General features: G+C 65.0%; 13 protein-coding genes. 8 read left to right on the plus strand and 5 right to left on the minus strand.

What is annotated here, in order from left to right:
- Positions 1 to 2: 2 nt before the first annotated feature.
- On the minus strand, positions 3 to 2,624 hold the full coding sequence (gene mutS / locus BKM74_RS00780) for a DNA mismatch repair protein MutS (protein ID WP_086463795.1): 2,622 nt from the start codon (positions 2,622 to 2,624) through the stop codon (positions 3 to 5).
- A gap of 240 nt (positions 2,625 to 2,864) precedes the next feature.
- Here mutS and BKM74_RS00785 point away from each other — a divergent pair, with 240 nt between their 5' ends.
- The 8 genes from BKM74_RS00785 (at position 2,865) to phoB (ending at position 12,891) form a co-directional block, all read left to right on the plus strand.
- On the plus strand, positions 2,865 to 5,138 hold the full coding sequence (locus tag BKM74_RS00785) for an NADP-dependent malic enzyme (RefSeq protein WP_086463796.1): 2,274 nt from the start codon (positions 2,865 to 2,867) through the stop codon (positions 5,136 to 5,138).
- Between the two features lie 177 nt (positions 5,139 to 5,315).
- Complete coding sequence (locus tag BKM74_RS00790; RefSeq protein WP_176342327.1) at positions 5,316 to 6,290, plus strand: sialic acid TRAP transporter substrate-binding protein SiaP; 975 nt, start codon at positions 5,316 to 5,318, stop codon at positions 6,288 to 6,290.
- A 55-nt stretch (positions 6,291 to 6,345) separates the two neighbouring features.
- On the plus strand, positions 6,346 to 6,900 hold the full coding sequence (locus BKM74_RS00795; protein ID WP_086463798.1) for a TRAP transporter small permease: 555 nt from the start codon (positions 6,346 to 6,348) through the stop codon (positions 6,898 to 6,900).
- Between the two features lie 45 nt (positions 6,901 to 6,945).
- Positions 6,946 to 8,226, plus strand: coding sequence for a TRAP transporter large permease (locus BKM74_RS00800; protein ID WP_086463799.1), 1,281 nt, complete (start codon positions 6,946 to 6,948; stop codon positions 8,224 to 8,226).
- Between the two features lie 41 nt (positions 8,227 to 8,267).
- Positions 8,268 to 9,797, plus strand: coding sequence for a UxaA family hydrolase (locus tag BKM74_RS00805; protein WP_086463800.1), 1,530 nt, complete (start codon positions 8,268 to 8,270; stop codon positions 9,795 to 9,797).
- A gap of 81 nt (positions 9,798 to 9,878) precedes the next feature.
- Positions 9,879 to 11,288 carry an ATP-binding protein gene (locus tag BKM74_RS00810; protein WP_086463801.1) on the plus strand — a complete coding sequence of 470 codons (1,410 nt, stop codon included), beginning with the start codon at positions 9,879 to 9,881 and terminating at the stop codon, positions 11,286 to 11,288.
- Positions 11,289 to 11,428: 140 nt separating this feature from the next.
- Entirely contained in the window at positions 11,429 to 12,139 is a 711-nt protein-coding gene (gene phoU, locus BKM74_RS00815; protein ID WP_086463802.1) for a phosphate signaling complex protein PhoU, read from the plus strand.
- Positions 12,140 to 12,177: 38 nt separating this feature from the next.
- The gene (gene phoB, locus BKM74_RS00820; RefSeq protein WP_086463803.1) at positions 12,178 to 12,891 is read left to right on the plus strand and encodes a phosphate regulon transcriptional regulator PhoB; all 714 of its coding nucleotides are present in this window, start codon (positions 12,178 to 12,180) and stop codon (positions 12,889 to 12,891) included.
- 82 nt (positions 12,892 to 12,973) lie between these two features.
- On the opposite strand, the gene BKM74_RS00825 is transcribed toward phoB, so the two are convergent.
- Genes BKM74_RS00825 through BKM74_RS00840 form a run of 4 tightly spaced genes read right to left on the minus strand, consistent with a single transcriptional unit; the run spans position 12,974 to position 16,069 of the window.
- Positions 12,974 to 13,342: a helix-turn-helix domain-containing protein gene (locus tag BKM74_RS00825; protein ID WP_086463804.1), complete on the minus strand. Its 369-nt coding sequence runs from the start codon at positions 13,340 to 13,342 to the stop codon at positions 12,974 to 12,976.
- A complete protein-coding gene (locus tag BKM74_RS00830) occupies positions 13,339 to 13,962 on the minus strand; it encodes a Smr/MutS family protein (protein WP_086463805.1) in 624 nt (207 codons plus the stop codon). Before BKM74_RS00830 ends, BKM74_RS00825 begins: the two co-directional genes overlap by 4 nt.
- A gap of 2 nt (positions 13,963 to 13,964) precedes the next feature.
- Entirely contained in the window at positions 13,965 to 14,648 is a 684-nt protein-coding gene (locus BKM74_RS00835) for a LutC/YkgG family protein (RefSeq protein WP_086463806.1), read from the minus strand.
- A complete protein-coding gene (locus BKM74_RS00840) occupies positions 14,648 to 16,069 on the minus strand; it encodes a LutB/LldF family L-lactate oxidation iron-sulfur protein (RefSeq protein ID WP_086463807.1) in 1,422 nt (473 codons plus the stop codon). Before BKM74_RS00840 ends, BKM74_RS00835 begins: the two co-directional genes overlap by 1 nt.
- Between the last annotated feature and the right edge of the window lie 4 nt (positions 16,070 to 16,073).

A 16,073-nucleotide genomic window follows, 5' to 3' on the forward strand; every position in this document is an offset into this window, starting at 1 on the left:
GATCACTCCCCCGCCAGCCCCTTCAGCCGGTAGAGCGCGTCGAGCGCCTGGCGCGGCGTCAGCTCGTCGGGATTGATCCCGGCCAGCGCCGCCTCGGCGGGCGAAGGGCCGGCGGGCTGTGCCGGCGCTGCGACCGGGCGCTGCACCATGGCGGCGAACAGCGGCAGATCCTCGGCGATGCGGGAGGAGGAGGCACCCGTCTCGCCTTCCTCCAGCTTCTTCAGCACGGTTTCGGCGCGGGCGACAACCGGCGCCGGCAAGCCGGCCAGCTTGGCGACATGGATGCCATAGGAGCGGTCGGCAGCGCCCGGCCCCACCTCGTGCAGGAAGACGATCTCATCCTGCCATTCCTTCACCCGCATGGTGTGACAGGCGAGGTTTTCCAGCTTCTCCGCCAGCTGCGTCAGCTCGTGATAATGCGTGGCGAACAGTGTGCGACAGCGATTGACCGCGTGCAGATGCTCGACCGTCGCCCAGGCGATGGAGAGCCCGTCATAGGTCGCCGTGCCGCGGCCGATCTCATCCAGGATGACCAGCGAGCGCGGGCCGGCCTGGTTCAGGATCGCCGCGGTCTCCACCATCTCGACCATGAAGGTGGAACGCCCACGCGCCAGATCGTCGGCGGCACCCACCCGACTGAACAGCCTGTCCACTGCCCCGATCCGCGCCGTCTCCGCCGGCACGAAGCCGCCGATCTGCGCCAGGATGGCGATCAGCGCATTCTGCCGCAGGAAGGTCGATTTGCCGGCCATGTTCGGACCGGTCAGCAGCCAGTGCCGCTTCTCGCCCTCCAGCACGCAGTCATTGCCGACGAAGCGTTCGCCCGCCGCCTGCAGGGCGGCCTCAACCACCGGATGGCGGCCGCCGGCGATGGCGAACTCAGTGCCCTCCGTCATTTCCGGGCGGACATAGCGGTTGTCGGTGGCCAGCTCGGCCAGCGCCGAGGCGACATCCAGCCGGGCGATGGCGCTGGCGGCTAGCGCGATGGCGTCGGCATGGGCCGTCACCTCGCCGACCAGATCGCGGAACAGCGCCAGCTCCACCGCCAGCGCCTTGTCGGCGGCGCTGGAGAGTTTCTGTTCCAGCTCGCCCAGTTCCACCGTGGTGAAACGCACCGCGCTCGCCATGGTCTGGCGGTGGATGAAATCCTCGTGGGCCAGCAGCTTGTCGCCGTGATTGGTCGAGACCTCGATGAAATAGCCCAACACGTTGTTGTGCTTGATCTTCAGGCTGGAAACCCCGGTCTCCTGCTGGTAGCGCGCCTGTAATCCGGCGATCAGCCGGCGGCTCTCGTCGCGCAGCGTGCGCAGCTGGTCCAGCTCCGGCGCGTAGCCCGGCGCGATGAAGCCGCCATCGCGGGTCAGCACCGGCAGATCGGCCGCCAGCGCGCGGGCGAGACGGTCCACCAGCGGGCCATGCCGGCCAAGATCGTCGAGCGCCTGGGCGATCCCCTTCGGCAGCGGCGCCAGCGATGGTGCGCCCGCCAGATCGCGCAGCACCGCACTTTCCGCCAGCGCGTCGCGGATCGCCGCCAGGTCGCGCGGGCCGCCCCGGTCCAGCGTCAGCCTTGTCAGCGCGCGCTCGATATCCGGGCAGCGCTTCAGCGTCTCGCGCAGCTTCGCGCGCAATGATTCCTGGTCGAAGAAGAGCTGTACCCGGTCGAGCCGGTCCTCGATGGCCGGCACCTCGGTCAGCGGTGCGGCCAGCCAGGCCGCCAGCAGCCGCGCGCCGGTCCCGGTCACCGTGCAGTCGATGACGGCCAGCAGGCTGCCCTTGCGCTCGCCGGTCTGGGTGCGGGTCAGCTCCAGCGAGCGGCGCGTCGCCGCGTCGATCTCCATGACCGCACCGGCCTGCAACCGGCGCGGCGCGGACAGGCGCGGCAGCTTGCCCTTCTGCGTCAGCTCGACATAGTCCACCAGCGCCCCGGCGGCGGCCAGCTCGGCCCGCTCGAACACGCCGAAACTGTCCAGCGCCTGCACCTCATAGAGAGCCATCAGCCGCTTCTCGCCGGCCACACTGTCGAAGCGCGAGCCGGGCTGCGGCGTCATCACCTGCTTCCAGTCGGCAAAGGCCTCGAAAAGCCCCTCGCGCTGCAACAGCCGGTCGGGGAGCAGCAATTCCTGCGGGTCGAGCCGGGCCAGCGCAGCCGCCACCGCCGCCTCCGCCACCGGCTGCACCTGGAACTCGCCGGTGGACATATCGACCCAGGCGAGGCCCAGCTTGCCTTGCGCGTCTGCCAGGCAAACCAGATGATTGTTGCGCCGTGCGTCGAGCAGTGCATCCTCGGTCACCGTGCCCGGCGTGACGATGCGCACCACCTCGCGCTTCACGAGCGACTTGCCGCCGCGCTTCTTCGCCTCGGCGGGATCCTCGACCTGCTCGCAGATCGCCACCTTGTAGCCCTGCCGGACGAGGCGCGAGAGATAGGCGTCATAGGCATGCACCGGCACGCCGCACATCGGCACGTCCTGGCCGGCATGCTGGCCGCGCTTGGTCAGCGTGATGTCCAGCGCGGCGGCGGCGGTGACCGCGTCGTCCAGGAACAGCTCGTAGAAATCGCCCATCCGATAGAACAGCAGGCAGTCGGGATGCGACCGCTTGGTCTCGATGTAATGCGCCAGCATCGGCGTGGTGGCGGCAGGTTCCGGGGCGGCCCCCGGGGGGATATCTGTCTGAGCGTTCAAGGCGGCATCGCAAGGGTTTCGGTGGCGGTCGCCGACCATAGCATTTCGCGTCCGCTACCCGGAAGGCCGCAAGCCGGTCCTGCGAAAGAGCCGCTGGTAATGCCACTTTCGCCCAAGTAGCCTGTTGGGGAAGAAAAGTGGCGCCATCATCGCGCCGGAGGAAACCCGAGGATTCCGTCTATGGACAGCACCGAGAACACCAACAAGCGCATCACCGACGAGGAGGCGCTCGCCTTCCATTCCACCGGCCGGCCGGGCAAGATCTCGATCGCGCCGACCAAGCCGCTGACCACCCAGCGCGACCTGTCGCTGGCCTATTCGCCGGGCGTCGCCGTGCCCTGCCTGCATATCGAGAAAGATCCGCGCCTTGCCTATGAGTACACCTCCAAGGGCAACCTCGTGGCGGTGATCTCGAATGGCACCGCGGTGCTGGGGCTGGGCGATATCGGCGCGCTGGCCTCCAAGCCGGTGATGGAAGGCAAGGCGGTGCTGTTCAAGCGCTTCGCCGACGTCGATTCCATCGATCTGGAAGTCGATACCAAGGATGTCGAGGAATTCGTCAACGCCGTGCGCTTCCTGTCGCCCAGCTTCGGCGGCATCAATCTGGAGGATATCCGCGCGCCGGAATGCTTCATCATCGAGCAGCGCCTGCGCGAGCTGATGGACATCCCGGTGTTCCATGACGACCAGCATGGCACCGCGATCATAGCGGCTGCGGGCATCATCAACGCACTGCATATCTCCGGGCGCGACATCAAGCAGGCCAAGATGGTCATCAACGGCGCCGGCGCGGCGGGCATCGCCTGCGCCGAGCTGGTGAAGGCGATGGGCATGCCGCATGACAGCGTCATCATGTGCGACACCAAGGGCGTCATCTACAAGGGCCGCACCGAGGGCATGAACCAGTGGAAATCGGCCCATGCCGCCGAGACCAAGGCGCGCACGCTGGATGACGCCATGGCCGGGGCGGATGTGTTCTTCGGCCTGTCGGCCAAGGGGGCGGTAACCCAGGAGATGGTGAAGAAGATGGGCGAAAAGCCGATCATCTTCACCATGGCCAACCCGGACCCGGAGATCACGCCGGAAGAGGTGAAGGAGGTGCGGCCCGACGCCATCGTCGCCACCGGCCGGTCGGACTATCCGAACCAGGTGAACAATGTCCTGGGCTTCCCTTATATCTTCCGCGGCGCGCTGGATGTGCAGGCGAGCGAGATCAACGACCAGATGAAGATCGCCGCCGCCGAGGCGATTGCCGCGCTGGCCCGCGAGGATGTGCCGGATGAGGTGGACAAGGCCTATTCCGGCCAGCGCCTGCGCTATGGACCGGAATACATCATCCCTGCGCCGTTCGACCCGCGCCTTATCGTCGCGGTTTCCTCCGCCGTCGCCCAGGCGGCGATGGATAGCGGGGTGGCGCGCAAGCCGATCACCGACATGCGGGCCTATCGCAAGGAACTGTCGGCCCGCCTCGACCCGACCGCCTCCAATCTGCAACGCATCTTCGAACGGGTCGTGGAGCAGCCCAAGCGCGTCGTCTTCGCCGAGGGCGAGGAGGAGCCGACGATCCGCGCCGCCGTGCTGTTCAAGAATGCAGGCTACGGCACGCCGGTGCTGGTCGGCCGCGAGGACCGGGTGCGCGCCACCATGGCGCAGATCGGCCTGAACGATCCGGGCGGCATCGAGGTGCATAATGCGCGCCTGTCGACCAACAACAAGAAATACACCGATTTCCTCTACAGGCGCGTGCAGCGTAAGGGCACGCTCTATCGCGACTGCCAGCGCCTGGTGAACCAGGACCGCAACGTCTTTGCCGCCTGCATGGTGGCCAGTGGCGACGCCGACGCGATGGTCACCGGCCTGACCCGCAGCTTCTCGGTCTGTTTCGAGGACATTACCCGCGTCATCGATCCGCAGCCGGGCCAGCTGCTGTTCGCGCTGGCCATGGTGGTGGCCGCCAACCGCACCGTGTTCATCGCCGACACCTCGGTGCATGAACTGCCGAGCGCGGAGGAGCTGGCCGACATCGCCGTGCAGACCGCGGCCAAGGCACGGACGCTGGGCCACGAGCCGAGGGTGGCGCTGCTGTCCTTCTCCAATTTCGGCAATCCGAACCGCGAGAAGGCGCTGCGCATCCGCGAGGCGGTGGAGATCCTCGACAGCCGCAAGGTCGATTTCGAATATGACGGCGAAATGTCCGCCGATGTCGCGCTGAACCCCGAACTGCGCAAGCTCTACCCGTTCTGCCGGCTGACCGGGGCGGCCAATATCCTGATCATGCCGGCCCTGCATTCGGCCAATATTTCCTACAAGCTGATGCAGGAACTGTCGGGCGCCTCGGTTATCGGACCGCTGCTGATCGGACTGGAGAAACCGGCGCAGATCGTGCAGATGGGCGCCAACGTCTCCGACATTGTGAACGCGGCAGCCCTGGCGGCGCACGACGCGGTACGCTGACGCATAGCCGGCCTGCCGTGAATCGGCAGGATTGACCGTCGAAAAGGGCAGGGGTTCTTAGAACCCTTGCCCTTTTCTGTTTTTCCGACTTACGCTGCACGCATAAAAACTAATAACTAATGATCGTACGGCCAGACTCAACTGCGCCTTAAAAACAGGGAATGGGAGGAAACCAAAATGAAAAGACTCGTATTGTCTCTTGCCGCAGCCGCCATTGTCGGCGTTGCCGGGCTTTCCGGCGCGCAAGCCGCCGAGAAGCTGAAATACGCCCATGTGTACGAAACCACCGAGCCCTATCACAAGCGGGCGCTGTGGGCGGCTGAGGAGATCAAGAAGCAGACCAATGGCCGCTATGAGATCGAGGTCTTCCCGGCCTCCTCGCTCGGCAAGGAATCCGACATCAATGAAGGCCTCGGCCTCGGCACGGTGGACATCATCTATACCGGCGCCCTGTTCGCCGGCCGGTTCTACGGGCCGATCGCGATTTCCGGCGCGCCCTTCATGTTCCGCGACCTCGATCACTGGAAGTCCTACGCCGCCAGCGACCTGTTCCAGGAACTGTCCGCAGGCTATCGCAAGAAGACCGGCCATACCGTGCTGGCGCTCACCTATTACGGCCAGCGCCACGTCACCTCGAACAAGCCGATCCTCAAGCCCGAGGACATGAAGAACCTGAAGATCCGCGTACCGGACGCGCCGCTCTACCGGATGTTCCCGGAAGCCGTGGGCGCCAATCCGACGCCGATCGCCTTCGCCGAGGTCTATCTGGCCCTGCAGCAGGGCGTGGCCGACGCGCAGGAAAACCCGCTGCCGACCATCCAGGCCAAGAAATTCTATGAGGTGCAGAAGCACATCAACCTGACCGGCCACATCACCGACGCCCTGCTGACCATCGTCAGCGGCACGCGCTGGGACAGCATGAAGCCGGAGGATCAGAAGATCTTCGCCAGCGTGCTGAAGGAGGCCGCCGCCAAGGCGACCGCCGATATCGTCGAGTCGGAGCAGAAGCTGGCCGACTGGTTCGTGAAGGAAGGCGTCACCGTGAACAAGGTGGATCGCGGCCCGTTCCGCGAGGCCGTGGTGAAGCTGCATAACGGCCCGTCCGCGACCTGGGACAAGGCCACCTACGACAAGCTGCAGGCGCTGAAGTAAGCGAAGCGCGACGCCGGCCCGATCCATTAACTGGCCCCAGAAGCGGAATCCTGCGATGAGCGATGAAATCGCGAAAACCCAGCTGTTTCCCGAGGATGAGCCTGATTCGGCGGTCGATCTTTCCGACTTCCGGCCGGAGGATATCGTCAACCTGCTGGTGTTCTGGGCGCTGGCCGGCGTCGTTTTCCTGCAGTTCTTTACCCGTTACGCGCTGAACAATTCCATTGGCTGGACCGAGGAAATCGCCCGCTATCTGCTGATCGGCGTCGGTTTCCTCGGCTCCATCATCGCGACGCGCAAGAACACCCATATCGCGGTGCAGTTCTTCTACCGCTACCTGTCGGTCAATGTTGGCCGCGCCCTGTCCACCCTGGTCGATCTCGGCAATATCGTCTTTTACGCCGCCGCCACCTGGATCTGCATCAAGCTGGCGATGCGCACCCGGCAGTACATGGCCGTGGTCGATCTGCCGAAATCCATCGTCTACTGGGTTGTGGTGGCCGGTTTCGTTGGCATGACGATCTATGCCGTGCTGGTCGCGCTGAAGCACTGGCGCCAGGGCTATAGCGACCTGACGCAGCCGACCGGCGCCATCAAGACGACGGACTGACGCCGCCAGCCTTTCCCTCTTTTCTATCCAGTCGGAGGCCGCACCTTGCTGCTGACCCTGCTCTTCGTGATGGTTTTCGGCATGCTCATCATGGGCGTGCCTGTCGCGGTCGCGCTGTGCGGCTCCTCGCTGATCTACATCCTGCTGGCCGGCAGCGCCCCGGACGTGGTGGTGCTGCACCGGATGATCAACGGCGTGGACAGCTTCCCGTTGCTGGCGATTCCGTTCTTCATCCTGGCCGGCAATCTGATGAACTCGGCCGGCATCACCAACCGCATCTTCGACTTCGCCAAGGCCTGCGTCGGCTGGATGCGCGGCGGCCTGGGCCATGTGAATATCGGCGCCAGCGTGATCTTCGCCGGCATGTCTGGCGCGGCGGTGGCCGATGCCGGTGGTCTCGGTACCATCGAGATCAAGGCAATGCGCGATGCCGGCTATGACGACGAATTCGCCGTCGGTGTCACCGCCGCCTCCTCGACCATCGGGCCGATCATCCCGCCCTCGCTGCCCATCGTGATCTATGGCGTCATGGCCAATGCCTCCATCGGCCAGCTGTTCGCCGCCGGCTTCATCCCGGGCCTGCTGATGGCCGTCGCGCTGATGATCATGGTGGCCTGGTATTCGCGCCGGCGCGGCTATCCGCGTGATGCCGCCTTCTCGGTGCGCCGCCTGGTCATGAGCTTTTTCTATGCCATTCCATCGCTGATGACCCCGGTCATCATCATCGGCGGCATCCTATTCGGCCTGTTCACCCCGACAGAGGCGGCCATCGCCGCCGTGTTCTACGCCTTGCTGCTGGGCGTGCTGGTCTATCGCACGCTGGGCTGGCGGCGCATCGTGCGCGTCACCATGGACACCATCGAGACCACGGCGATCATCCTGCTGATTGTCGCCGGCGCCTCGATCTTCGCCTGGATCCTGACCAGCACACGCGCCACCGAACAGTTTGCCGATCTGGTGCTGCACATCACCGAAAACCCGATCCTGATCCTGCTGATGATCAATGTAATCCTGATCGTGGTCGGCTGCTTCATGGAGACCATCGCCGCCATCACCATCCTGGTGCCGGTGTTGCTGCCGGTGGTGGAGAAGCTGGGCATCGATCCGGTGCATTTCGGCATCATCATGGTGCTGAACCTGATGATCGGTCTGCTGACGCCACCGGTTGGCATGGTGCTCTATGTGCTTTCGCGCGTGTCAGGCGTATCCTTCGAACGGTGCGTGGCCGCGACCGCGCCGTTCCTCATACCGCTGGTCACGGTGCTGATTCTGGTCACCTTCGTGCCGCAGCTCTCCTTGTGGCTGCCGACCCTGATCTATCGCTAAATCCCGCCACGGGCGGGCGCCCTGTAGGAGGGGCATAGCCAATGTCCGGAACCGAGAGTCTCAGCATCCGCCTGCATCCGGCGGACAATGTTGTGGTCGCCAGGCTGGCGCTGATGCCCGGCGCCGCCCTGCCGGCGGAAGGGATTGCCGCCGCCGCGTCCATTCCGGCTGGGCACAAGGTGGCGACGGCGCCGATCAGCGCCGGGGAGCCGATCCGCAAATACGACCAGATCATCGGCTTCGCGACGGACGACATCGCGCCGGGCGATCATGTTCATGTCCATAATGTCGAGATGCGCGATTTCGAGCGTGACTATGCCTTTTCCAGTGCCGTGAAACCGACCGACTATGTGCCGGAAGCCAACCGCGCGACCTTCCAGGGCTTCCTCCGGCCCGGCGGGATGGCCGGCACGCGCAACTATATCGGCATCCTGACCTCGGTGAACTGCTCGGCCACGGTGGCGAAATATATCGCCGCCGCGATCACGCCGGAGATTCTGGCGCAATATCCGAACGTCGATGGCGTGGTGGCGCTGGTGCATTCCACCGGCTGCGGCATGGCCGATAGCGGCGAGGGCTATGCCAATCTGCAGCGGACATTGTGGGGCCATGCGCGGCATCCGAACTTCGCCGGCATCCTGATGGTCGGCCTCGGCTGCGAGGTGAACCAGATCGACTTCCTGCTGGAGGCCTACGGGCTGGAACGCGGCCCGCGCTTCCAGACCATGACGATTCAGGATATTGGCGGCACCCGCAAGACGGTGGATCGCGGCGTCGAGATCGTGAAATCCATGCTGCCCGCGGCCAACGAGGCGCAGCGCACCGCGCTGCCAGCCAGCCATCTGACGCTGGCCCTGCAGTGCGGCGGCTCCGACGCCTATTCCGGCATCACCGCCAACCCGGCGCTGGGCGCGGCGGCCGATCTGCTGGTCCGGCATGGCGGCACCGCGATCCTGTCCGAAACCCCGGAGATTTATGGCGCCGAACATCTGCTGACCCGCCGCGCCATCGACCGCAAGACCGGCGAGAAGCTGATCGAGCGCATTCGCTGGTGGGAGGAATACACACGGCGCAATGGCGGGGAGATGAACAACAACCCCTCGCCCGGCAACAAGGCCGGCGGCCTCACCACCATCCTGGAGAAGTCGCTGGGCGCGGCCGCCAAGGGCGGCACCAGCAATCTGACCGGCGTGTTCAAATATGCCGAGCCGATCAACACCAAGGGCTTCGTCTTCATGGATTCGCCGGGCTACGACCCCTGTTCGGTGACCGGGCAGGTGGCCAGCGGCGCCAATATCGTCTGTTTCACCACCGGGCGCGGCTCGGTGTTCGGCAACAAGCCCTCGCCCTCGCTGAAACTCGCCACCAATTCCGCCATGTACCGCAAGCTGGAAGAGGATATGGACGTGAATTGCGGCGACGTGCTGGATGCCGGCGTGTCAATTCAGGAGATGGGCCAGCGCATTTTCGAGCTGATCCTGCGCGTGTCTTCCGGTGAAAAATCCAAGAGCGAAGCACAGGGCTTCGGCGATGCGGAATTCATTCCCTGGCAGGTTGGCGCCGTCATGTAACGAAACGGCGGTTGACCGGCGGCATCCCTACGGGCCTATGCTGTAAAGTCAGTTTCAGCCTTCCGCCAGCCCGAGGCCCCCATGCCCGCATTCCGGCCATCGCGATCCGCGATCGTCAAGACCAGCCTGCTGCTGTCGCTGCCGGTCGGCATGGTGCTGCTGATGCTGGTGGCTGGTGGCCTGTTGAATGGCTGGCCCGCTCTGCTGGCCTGGGCCGTCACTCCCGGTATCTTCGCCCTTCTGGTGCAGCGCCATTTCGAGCGCATCGCCCGGCTGGAGGCGACGGTGGAAGGCGGATCGGCGGATATCGAGCCCAACAGTCCGCTTGCACCGCTGGCCGGTCGCATCGAATCGCTGCACCGCGCACATGCGGAAAGCCTCGCCGCCCTGCGGCAACGTCTGCATGCCGCCCATGTGGCGCTGGAATCGTTGCCCGATCCACTTTTTCTGATCGATGCCGAAGCGACCATCGTCTCCACCAACCGGGCCGCCCGAGAGATTTTCGGCGAGGCGCTGGCGGGCCGCGCCGTGGCCAGCAATCTGCGCCATCCGGAAGTGCTGAAGGCGGTGGAATCGGCGCTGGAGCAGCGGCGGGCGCGCACGGTCGAGATGACCATGCTGGTCCCGATCGAGCGCAGCTTCGCGGTCAGTGTCGAGCCCCTGTCCGAGCCGGGGCCGGACAACAGCCAGGCATTGATCCTGATGCACGAGCTGACGGCCATGAAGCGCACCGAGCAGATGCGCGCCGATTTCGTCGCCAATGCCAGCCATGAGCTGCGCACGCCGCTGTCCACGCTGGTCGGCTTTATCGAAACGCTGCGTGGCCCGGCCAAGGACGATCCAGAAGCACATGAACGCTTCCTGGAGATCATGCACGAGCAAAGCCTGCGCATGTCGCGGCTGGTGAATGACCTGTTGTCACTCTCCCGTATCGAGCTGAACGAACATACCCCGCCGCGGGGGCTGGCCGACCTGTCGCGCATCCTGGCCAGCGTGAAAGCCACGCTCGACATGCAGGCCGCAACCAAGGACATGGCAATCCAGCTCGAGCTCGAGGCCGGGCTGCCGCCCGTCACCGGCGACGAGGACGAGCTGGCGCAGGTTGCGCAGAACCTGATCGACAATGCGACGAAATATGGCCGGCCCGGCACCCCGATCCGCGTGGTGGCGCGACGGGCCGACAGCGTGCCGGCGGCGTTTCCGAAAGCGCCTCACGGCGCTGTGCTGATCCGCGTCCAGGACCAGGGCGAAGGCATTCCGCGCGAACATATTCCGCGTCTGACGGAACGGTTTTATCGGGTAGACAAGGCGCGCAGCCGCGATCTTGGCGGCACCGGCCTTGGACTGGCCATCGTGAAGCATATCGTCAGCCGCCATCGCGGCGCGCTGGCCGTCGAGAGCCAGGTCGGCAAGGGCAGCACTTTCACGGTCTATCTGCCGGTCGCCTCTCCTGCGGCCATCTCTGGTCCAGCGCCCGCTCCGGCCGCCTGAATGCCCGGGTGGCGAACCCGAATTCCGCATCGATGTAATAAAAATGTCACCAAAACGTAGTATTTATGCCGTGCAAGCCCGGTATTGATAAGCCCAAGCGCACGGTCCGCTGACGTTCTTGCCCGTGGAAAGGAAGTTTCATGCCCACCCATACCGTTAAGTCCTTCGATGAAGAGTTGAAGCGGCTGATGAATCTGATCTCACAGATGGGGGGGCTGGTCGAAACTCAGGTCCAGGACTGCATTCTGTCGCTGGCAAAGCGGGACAGCAATATCGCCGAGCGGGTGATCCAGGGCGACCTGAAGATCGACGGGCTGGAATATGATGTGAACGATCTGACCGTTCGCATGCTGGCGTTGCGCCAGCCGCTGGCCGAGGATCTGCGCCGCGTCGTCGGCGCCCTGAAGATTTCCGCGGATCTGGAGCGCATCGGAGATTATGCCGCCAACATCTCCAAGCGCGCGGTCGCGCTGAACCAGCTGCCGCCGGCGCGGCCGGCGGCCGGCATTCCGCGCATGGGCAAGATGGTCCAGCAGATCCTGAAGGAAGTGCTGGACGCCTATGTCGAGCAGGATGCCGAGAAGGCCCTGCTGGTGTGGCGCCGGGACGAGGAAGTGGACGAGATGTACACCAGCCTGTTCCGCGAATTGCTGACCTACATGATGGAAGACCCGCGCAACATCACGCCCTGTACGCATCTTCTGTTCATGGCGAAGAACATCGAGCGCATCGGCGACCATGCCACCAACATCGCCGAGACGCTGTATTACCAGGTGACCGGCCGGCCGCTGACCGCCGAGCGCCCGAAGGGCGACACCAGTGCTTTCACCGTCATCGAGCCAGAGAGCTGACGCACGCGGCTTGAAGCATTTCCCATCGCCTGCCGAGAATGGACCACACCATGAAGCCGTTGATCCTGATTGTCGAAGACGAGGCCGCGATCGTCACGCTGCTGAGCTACAATCTGGAGCGCGAGGGCTTTCAGGTTCTCGAAGCGCGCGATGGCGAGGAAGGGCTGCTGCTGGCCACCGAACGCCGGCCTGACCTCATCCTGCTCGACTGGATGCTGCCGCTGCTGTCCGGCATCGAGGTCTGCCGCCGGCTGCGCCGCACGCCACAGACCCGCAGCATCCCGATCATCATGCTGACAGCCAGGGGTGAGGAAGGCGACCGGGTGCGCGGCCTGAATGCAGGCGCCGACGATTATGTCACCAAACCCTTCAGCCCCAGCGAGCTGCTGGCGCGCGTCCGTGCCGTCATGCGCCGAGCCCGGCCGTCCGCCGATGCGGAGACGCTGCGCTGCGGCGACATCGTGATGGACATCGCCGCCCACAAGGTGAAGCGCGGGGACCGGGATGTGCATCTGGGGCCGACCGAATTCCGCCTGCTGCGCCATTTCCTGGAGCATCAGGGCCGGGTGTTCTCCCGCGAGCAGCTGCTGGACTCGGTGTGGGGGGCGGATGTCTATGTCGAGCCGCGCACCGTGGATGTGCATATCCGCCGGCTGCGCAAGGCGCTGAACGAGGAAGCCGAGGGCGATCCGATCCGTACCGTGCGCTCCGCAGGCTATGCGCTGGACGCCGTCGCCCCGCAATATGCCTGAAGTCCGGCCACTGCCTTTCCATGGCAGGCCGCTATATAAGAAATTAATGTAAAATACGAATATATTGCCGTTTATCGGCCTGTCATTCCGATTTCCGGTGCTTCTCTTCGACCTGCGACAGCAGCGATACGAGCGCCTCCTCATCGAGGTCGGCAATGTTCTTCGACAGCCGATGCGCCAGCCTGGTGGCCGTCGGCGACAGGCCGGCGGTATCGATAACCACGCGCGGATGGGAAATCTCCGCCAGGTGATGCAGCGCTTCCGCATCATCCCAGATCAGCCCGAAATAGCCGCAGATCTGATGGATCAGCCCATCGGTGGGCTGGCCGCGATGACCATGCTCAAGTGCCGAGAGATAGGCCGAGGAGACCTGCAGCGCCGCCGCCATCTCCTTCAGCGTGATTCCGCGCCCGGCGCGCAGTGCCCGCAGCTTTTCTCCGAACGGCGTCATGTCCCCTCCCGCACCCGGCGCAGCAGGACATAGAGCGCGCCGCCACCGCCATCCTTCGGCTGGGCATGGGCGAAGGCCAGCACCTTCTCCCGGTTGCCGCCCTCATTCAACCACCGCGGCACCTCGCGCTTCAGCACGCCCGCCTCGTAGCGGCCGAAATCATCGCGCCTCGTTCCCTTGCCGGTGATCACCAGGACACAGCGCAGCCCGCGCGCCTGCGACCGCGCAACAAACCCGTTCAGCGCCGCATGGGCGGCATCCTGGGTCATGCCGTGCAGATCGATGCGCGCCTCGATGGCGACCTGGCCGCGCTTCAGGCGCATCTGCGTGCGCTTGTCGAGGCCCGGCGCGCTGTCATGCTTGAGAGCGGGCAGGGTCACCGGCGCCTTTACCGGCGGCGCAGCCGGCTGCGGCAGCGGATCGTCCTTCGGCACCCGGCCGCGCTTGCGCTTGGCCGGGGCAACGCCCTCGGCCATCGGCGCCGCCGGAACCGCCTCGACATCGGGCGGCAGCTCGAACGCGCTCAGACGGCGCTTGGCCTCGGCGGGCAGCGGCTTGGCATCTTTTACGACCTGGCGGAAAAGCTCAGCCTCGTCCTTGCTGGCGCGCCGCCGGACCATGCCTAGCCGTCGATCAGGACGATGTGCAGCCGGCGTGGTCCGTGGGCGCCCATCAGGATTTTCTGCTCGATATCGCCGGTGCGCGACGGGCCGGTGATGAAATTCACCGTGCGCGGCATCGTGTCCTTGTCCTGAATGTCGCGCAGCCGCGTCCAGCCATCCTCATAGGAACCGACGATCTGGCTTTTCTTCAGCACCACGATATGGGTCTCGGGCAGCAGATTCAGCGTCGTCGGGCTGTCCGGGCCGGAGGTCAGCATCAGCGTGCCGGTCTCGGCGATGCCGGCAAGCGCCGGCGTGACGCTGGCCGTATCCGGCTCTTCCGCCCTGCCGGTCTTGATCGTCAGCGTCGGGCGCTTGCCCCAGGGCAGGCCGGAGAGCCACGCATCGGGCGCGACACGCAAATCGGCCGGCAGATTATGCTGGGCCAGATACTCGGCGATGGCATCGGGCACTTCCTGCGCGCTGGCAACCTGGCTGATGGTGGTCTGCACGCCCTCCGCCATCTCGACAAACAACGCCACCTGCGCCTCATGCGGAAGCTGCGCGCGCTGCGGGATGAGGTTGGGCCTGTGTTCCGCGATCCGCGTCTCCAGCGCGTCGGCTGGTTCGCCTTCCAGCGCACCACGGCCAAGGGAGCGGCGGATACCGGCCAGGATCTGGTCGCGCGGCGACATGTCGGGCATCAGGCGGCTCCCTTCTTGTCGCGATAGAGCTGCTGGAAGGTTCGGCCCTGCGGCGCCGGCATGTCGCGCACCGAGGTCCAGCCGCTGGCCAGCGGCAGGCTCCTGAACCGGCCTTTGCTGCGACCGAAGCGGCCGAGCAGCCCCATGGCGAGACCCGTCACCCGCTGATAGAGCACCGGGCGCTTGGCAAAAAACGCCCATAGGCCGAGGCCAGCGCGATAGGGTGCCGGCGACAGCTTCTTCTCGAATTCCCGCTTGCGCCAATGCCGCATCATCCGCGGCAGCGGAATGCGCATCGGGCACACGCTCTCGCAGCGGCCACAGAAGGTGGAGGCGTTCGGCAGGTGTCCGGCCTCCTCGACCCCGACCAGGGTGGGTGTCAGCACCGCCCCCATCGGCCCCGGATAGACCCAGCCATAGGCATGGCCGCCGACCGCGCTATAGACCGGGCAGTGATTCATACAGGCAGCACAGCGGATACAGCGCAGCATCTCCTGGAACTCGGTGCCCAGCATGCCGCTGCGGCCATTATCCAGCAGCACCACATGGAACTGTTCCGGCCCGTCCAGATCCTCCGGCCGCTTCGGACCGGTGGAGAAGGTGGTATAGACCGACATTTCCTGCCCGGTGGCCGACCGCGCGAGCAACCGCAATATGGTCGAGGCATCCTCCAGCGTCGGCACCACTTTTTCCAGACTGGCCAGTACAATATGGATTTTCGGCAGGGTCTGGGTCAGATCGCCATTGCCCTCGTTGGTCACGATGACGGTCGATCCAGTCTCGGCGATCAGGAAGTTGGCCCCAGTAATACCGACATCGGCCTTTATGAACCTGTTCCGTAGTTTCGCGCGCGCCTCGTCGAGCAGCTGGCGCGGCTCCGACAGCGGTCGGTCAACCGGCAGGTCAGTGTGGATCTTGCGGAAGCTTTCCTCGACATCCGACTGGTTCAGATGGACCGCCGGCGCGATGATGTGGCTCGGCGGTTCCTTGCGGATTTGGATGATATATTCGCCGAGATCGGTCTCGATCGGCTCGACGCCGCTTTCTTCGAGGAAATCGTTCAACGCGATCTCCTCGGCGATCATCGACTTGCCCTTGGTGACGGTTTTCGCCTCCACGGAGCGACAGATTTCCAGGATTTTCTCCCGCGCTTCCTGCGGCGTGCGCGCCCAGTGCACATGGCCGCCATTCTCGGTCACCCGGCGCTCGAAGCGCTCCAGGTAATAATCGAGATTGGCCAGCGTATGGTTCTTGATGTCGCGGCCCATGTCGCGCAGCGCCTCGAACTCCGGCAGCCGGTCGATGGCCGCGCGGCGCTTGTCCTGAAAACCGACCCGCATGTTGCCCAGCGCCCGCTGCAACCGTTCGTCATGCAGGGCGGTGGTGGCGTTGCTCTTGAAGGAATGGCTGGTGGATTGCATGGCG

It is taken from the genome of Oceanibaculum nanhaiense, assembly GCF_002148795.1.
Taxonomy (GTDB): Bacteria; Pseudomonadota; Alphaproteobacteria; order Oceanibaculales; family Oceanibaculaceae; genus Oceanibaculum; species Oceanibaculum nanhaiense.

Excerpts from the sequence above, each read along its gene's own strand:
- mutS (WP_086463795.1), bottom strand. The coding sequence starts at position 2,624 with ATGCTGGCGCATTACATCGAGACCAAGCGGTCGCATCCCGACTGCCTG.
- BKM74_RS00785 (WP_086463796.1), top strand. The coding sequence starts at position 2,865 with ATGGACAGCACCGAGAACACCAACAAGCGCATCACCGACGAGGAGGCG.
- BKM74_RS00790 (WP_176342327.1), top strand. The coding sequence starts at position 5,316 with ATGAAAAGACTCGTATTGTCTCTTGCCGCAGCCGCCATTGTCGGCGTT.
- BKM74_RS00795 (WP_086463798.1), top strand. The coding sequence starts at position 6,346 with ATGAGCGATGAAATCGCGAAAACCCAGCTGTTTCCCGAGGATGAGCCT.
- BKM74_RS00805 (WP_086463800.1), top strand. The coding sequence starts at position 8,268 with ATGTCCGGAACCGAGAGTCTCAGCATCCGCCTGCATCCGGCGGACAAT.
- BKM74_RS00810 (WP_086463801.1), top strand. The coding sequence starts at position 9,879 with ATGCCCGCATTCCGGCCATCGCGATCCGCGATCGTCAAGACCAGCCTG.
- phoU (WP_086463802.1), top strand. The coding sequence starts at position 11,429 with ATGCCCACCCATACCGTTAAGTCCTTCGATGAAGAGTTGAAGCGGCTG.
- phoB (WP_086463803.1), top strand. The coding sequence starts at position 12,178 with ATGGACCACACCATGAAGCCGTTGATCCTGATTGTCGAAGACGAGGCC.
- BKM74_RS00825 (WP_086463804.1), bottom strand. The coding sequence starts at position 13,342 with ATGACGCCGTTCGGAGAAAAGCTGCGGGCACTGCGCGCCGGGCGCGGA.
- BKM74_RS00830 (WP_086463805.1), bottom strand. The coding sequence starts at position 13,962 with ATGGTCCGGCGGCGCGCCAGCAAGGACGAGGCTGAGCTTTTCCGCCAG.
- BKM74_RS00835 (WP_086463806.1), bottom strand. The coding sequence starts at position 14,648 with ATGCCCGACATGTCGCCGCGCGACCAGATCCTGGCCGGTATCCGCCGC.
- BKM74_RS00840 (WP_086463807.1), bottom strand. The coding sequence starts at position 16,069 with ATGCAATCCACCAGCCATTCCTTCAAGAGCAACGCCACCACCGCCCTG.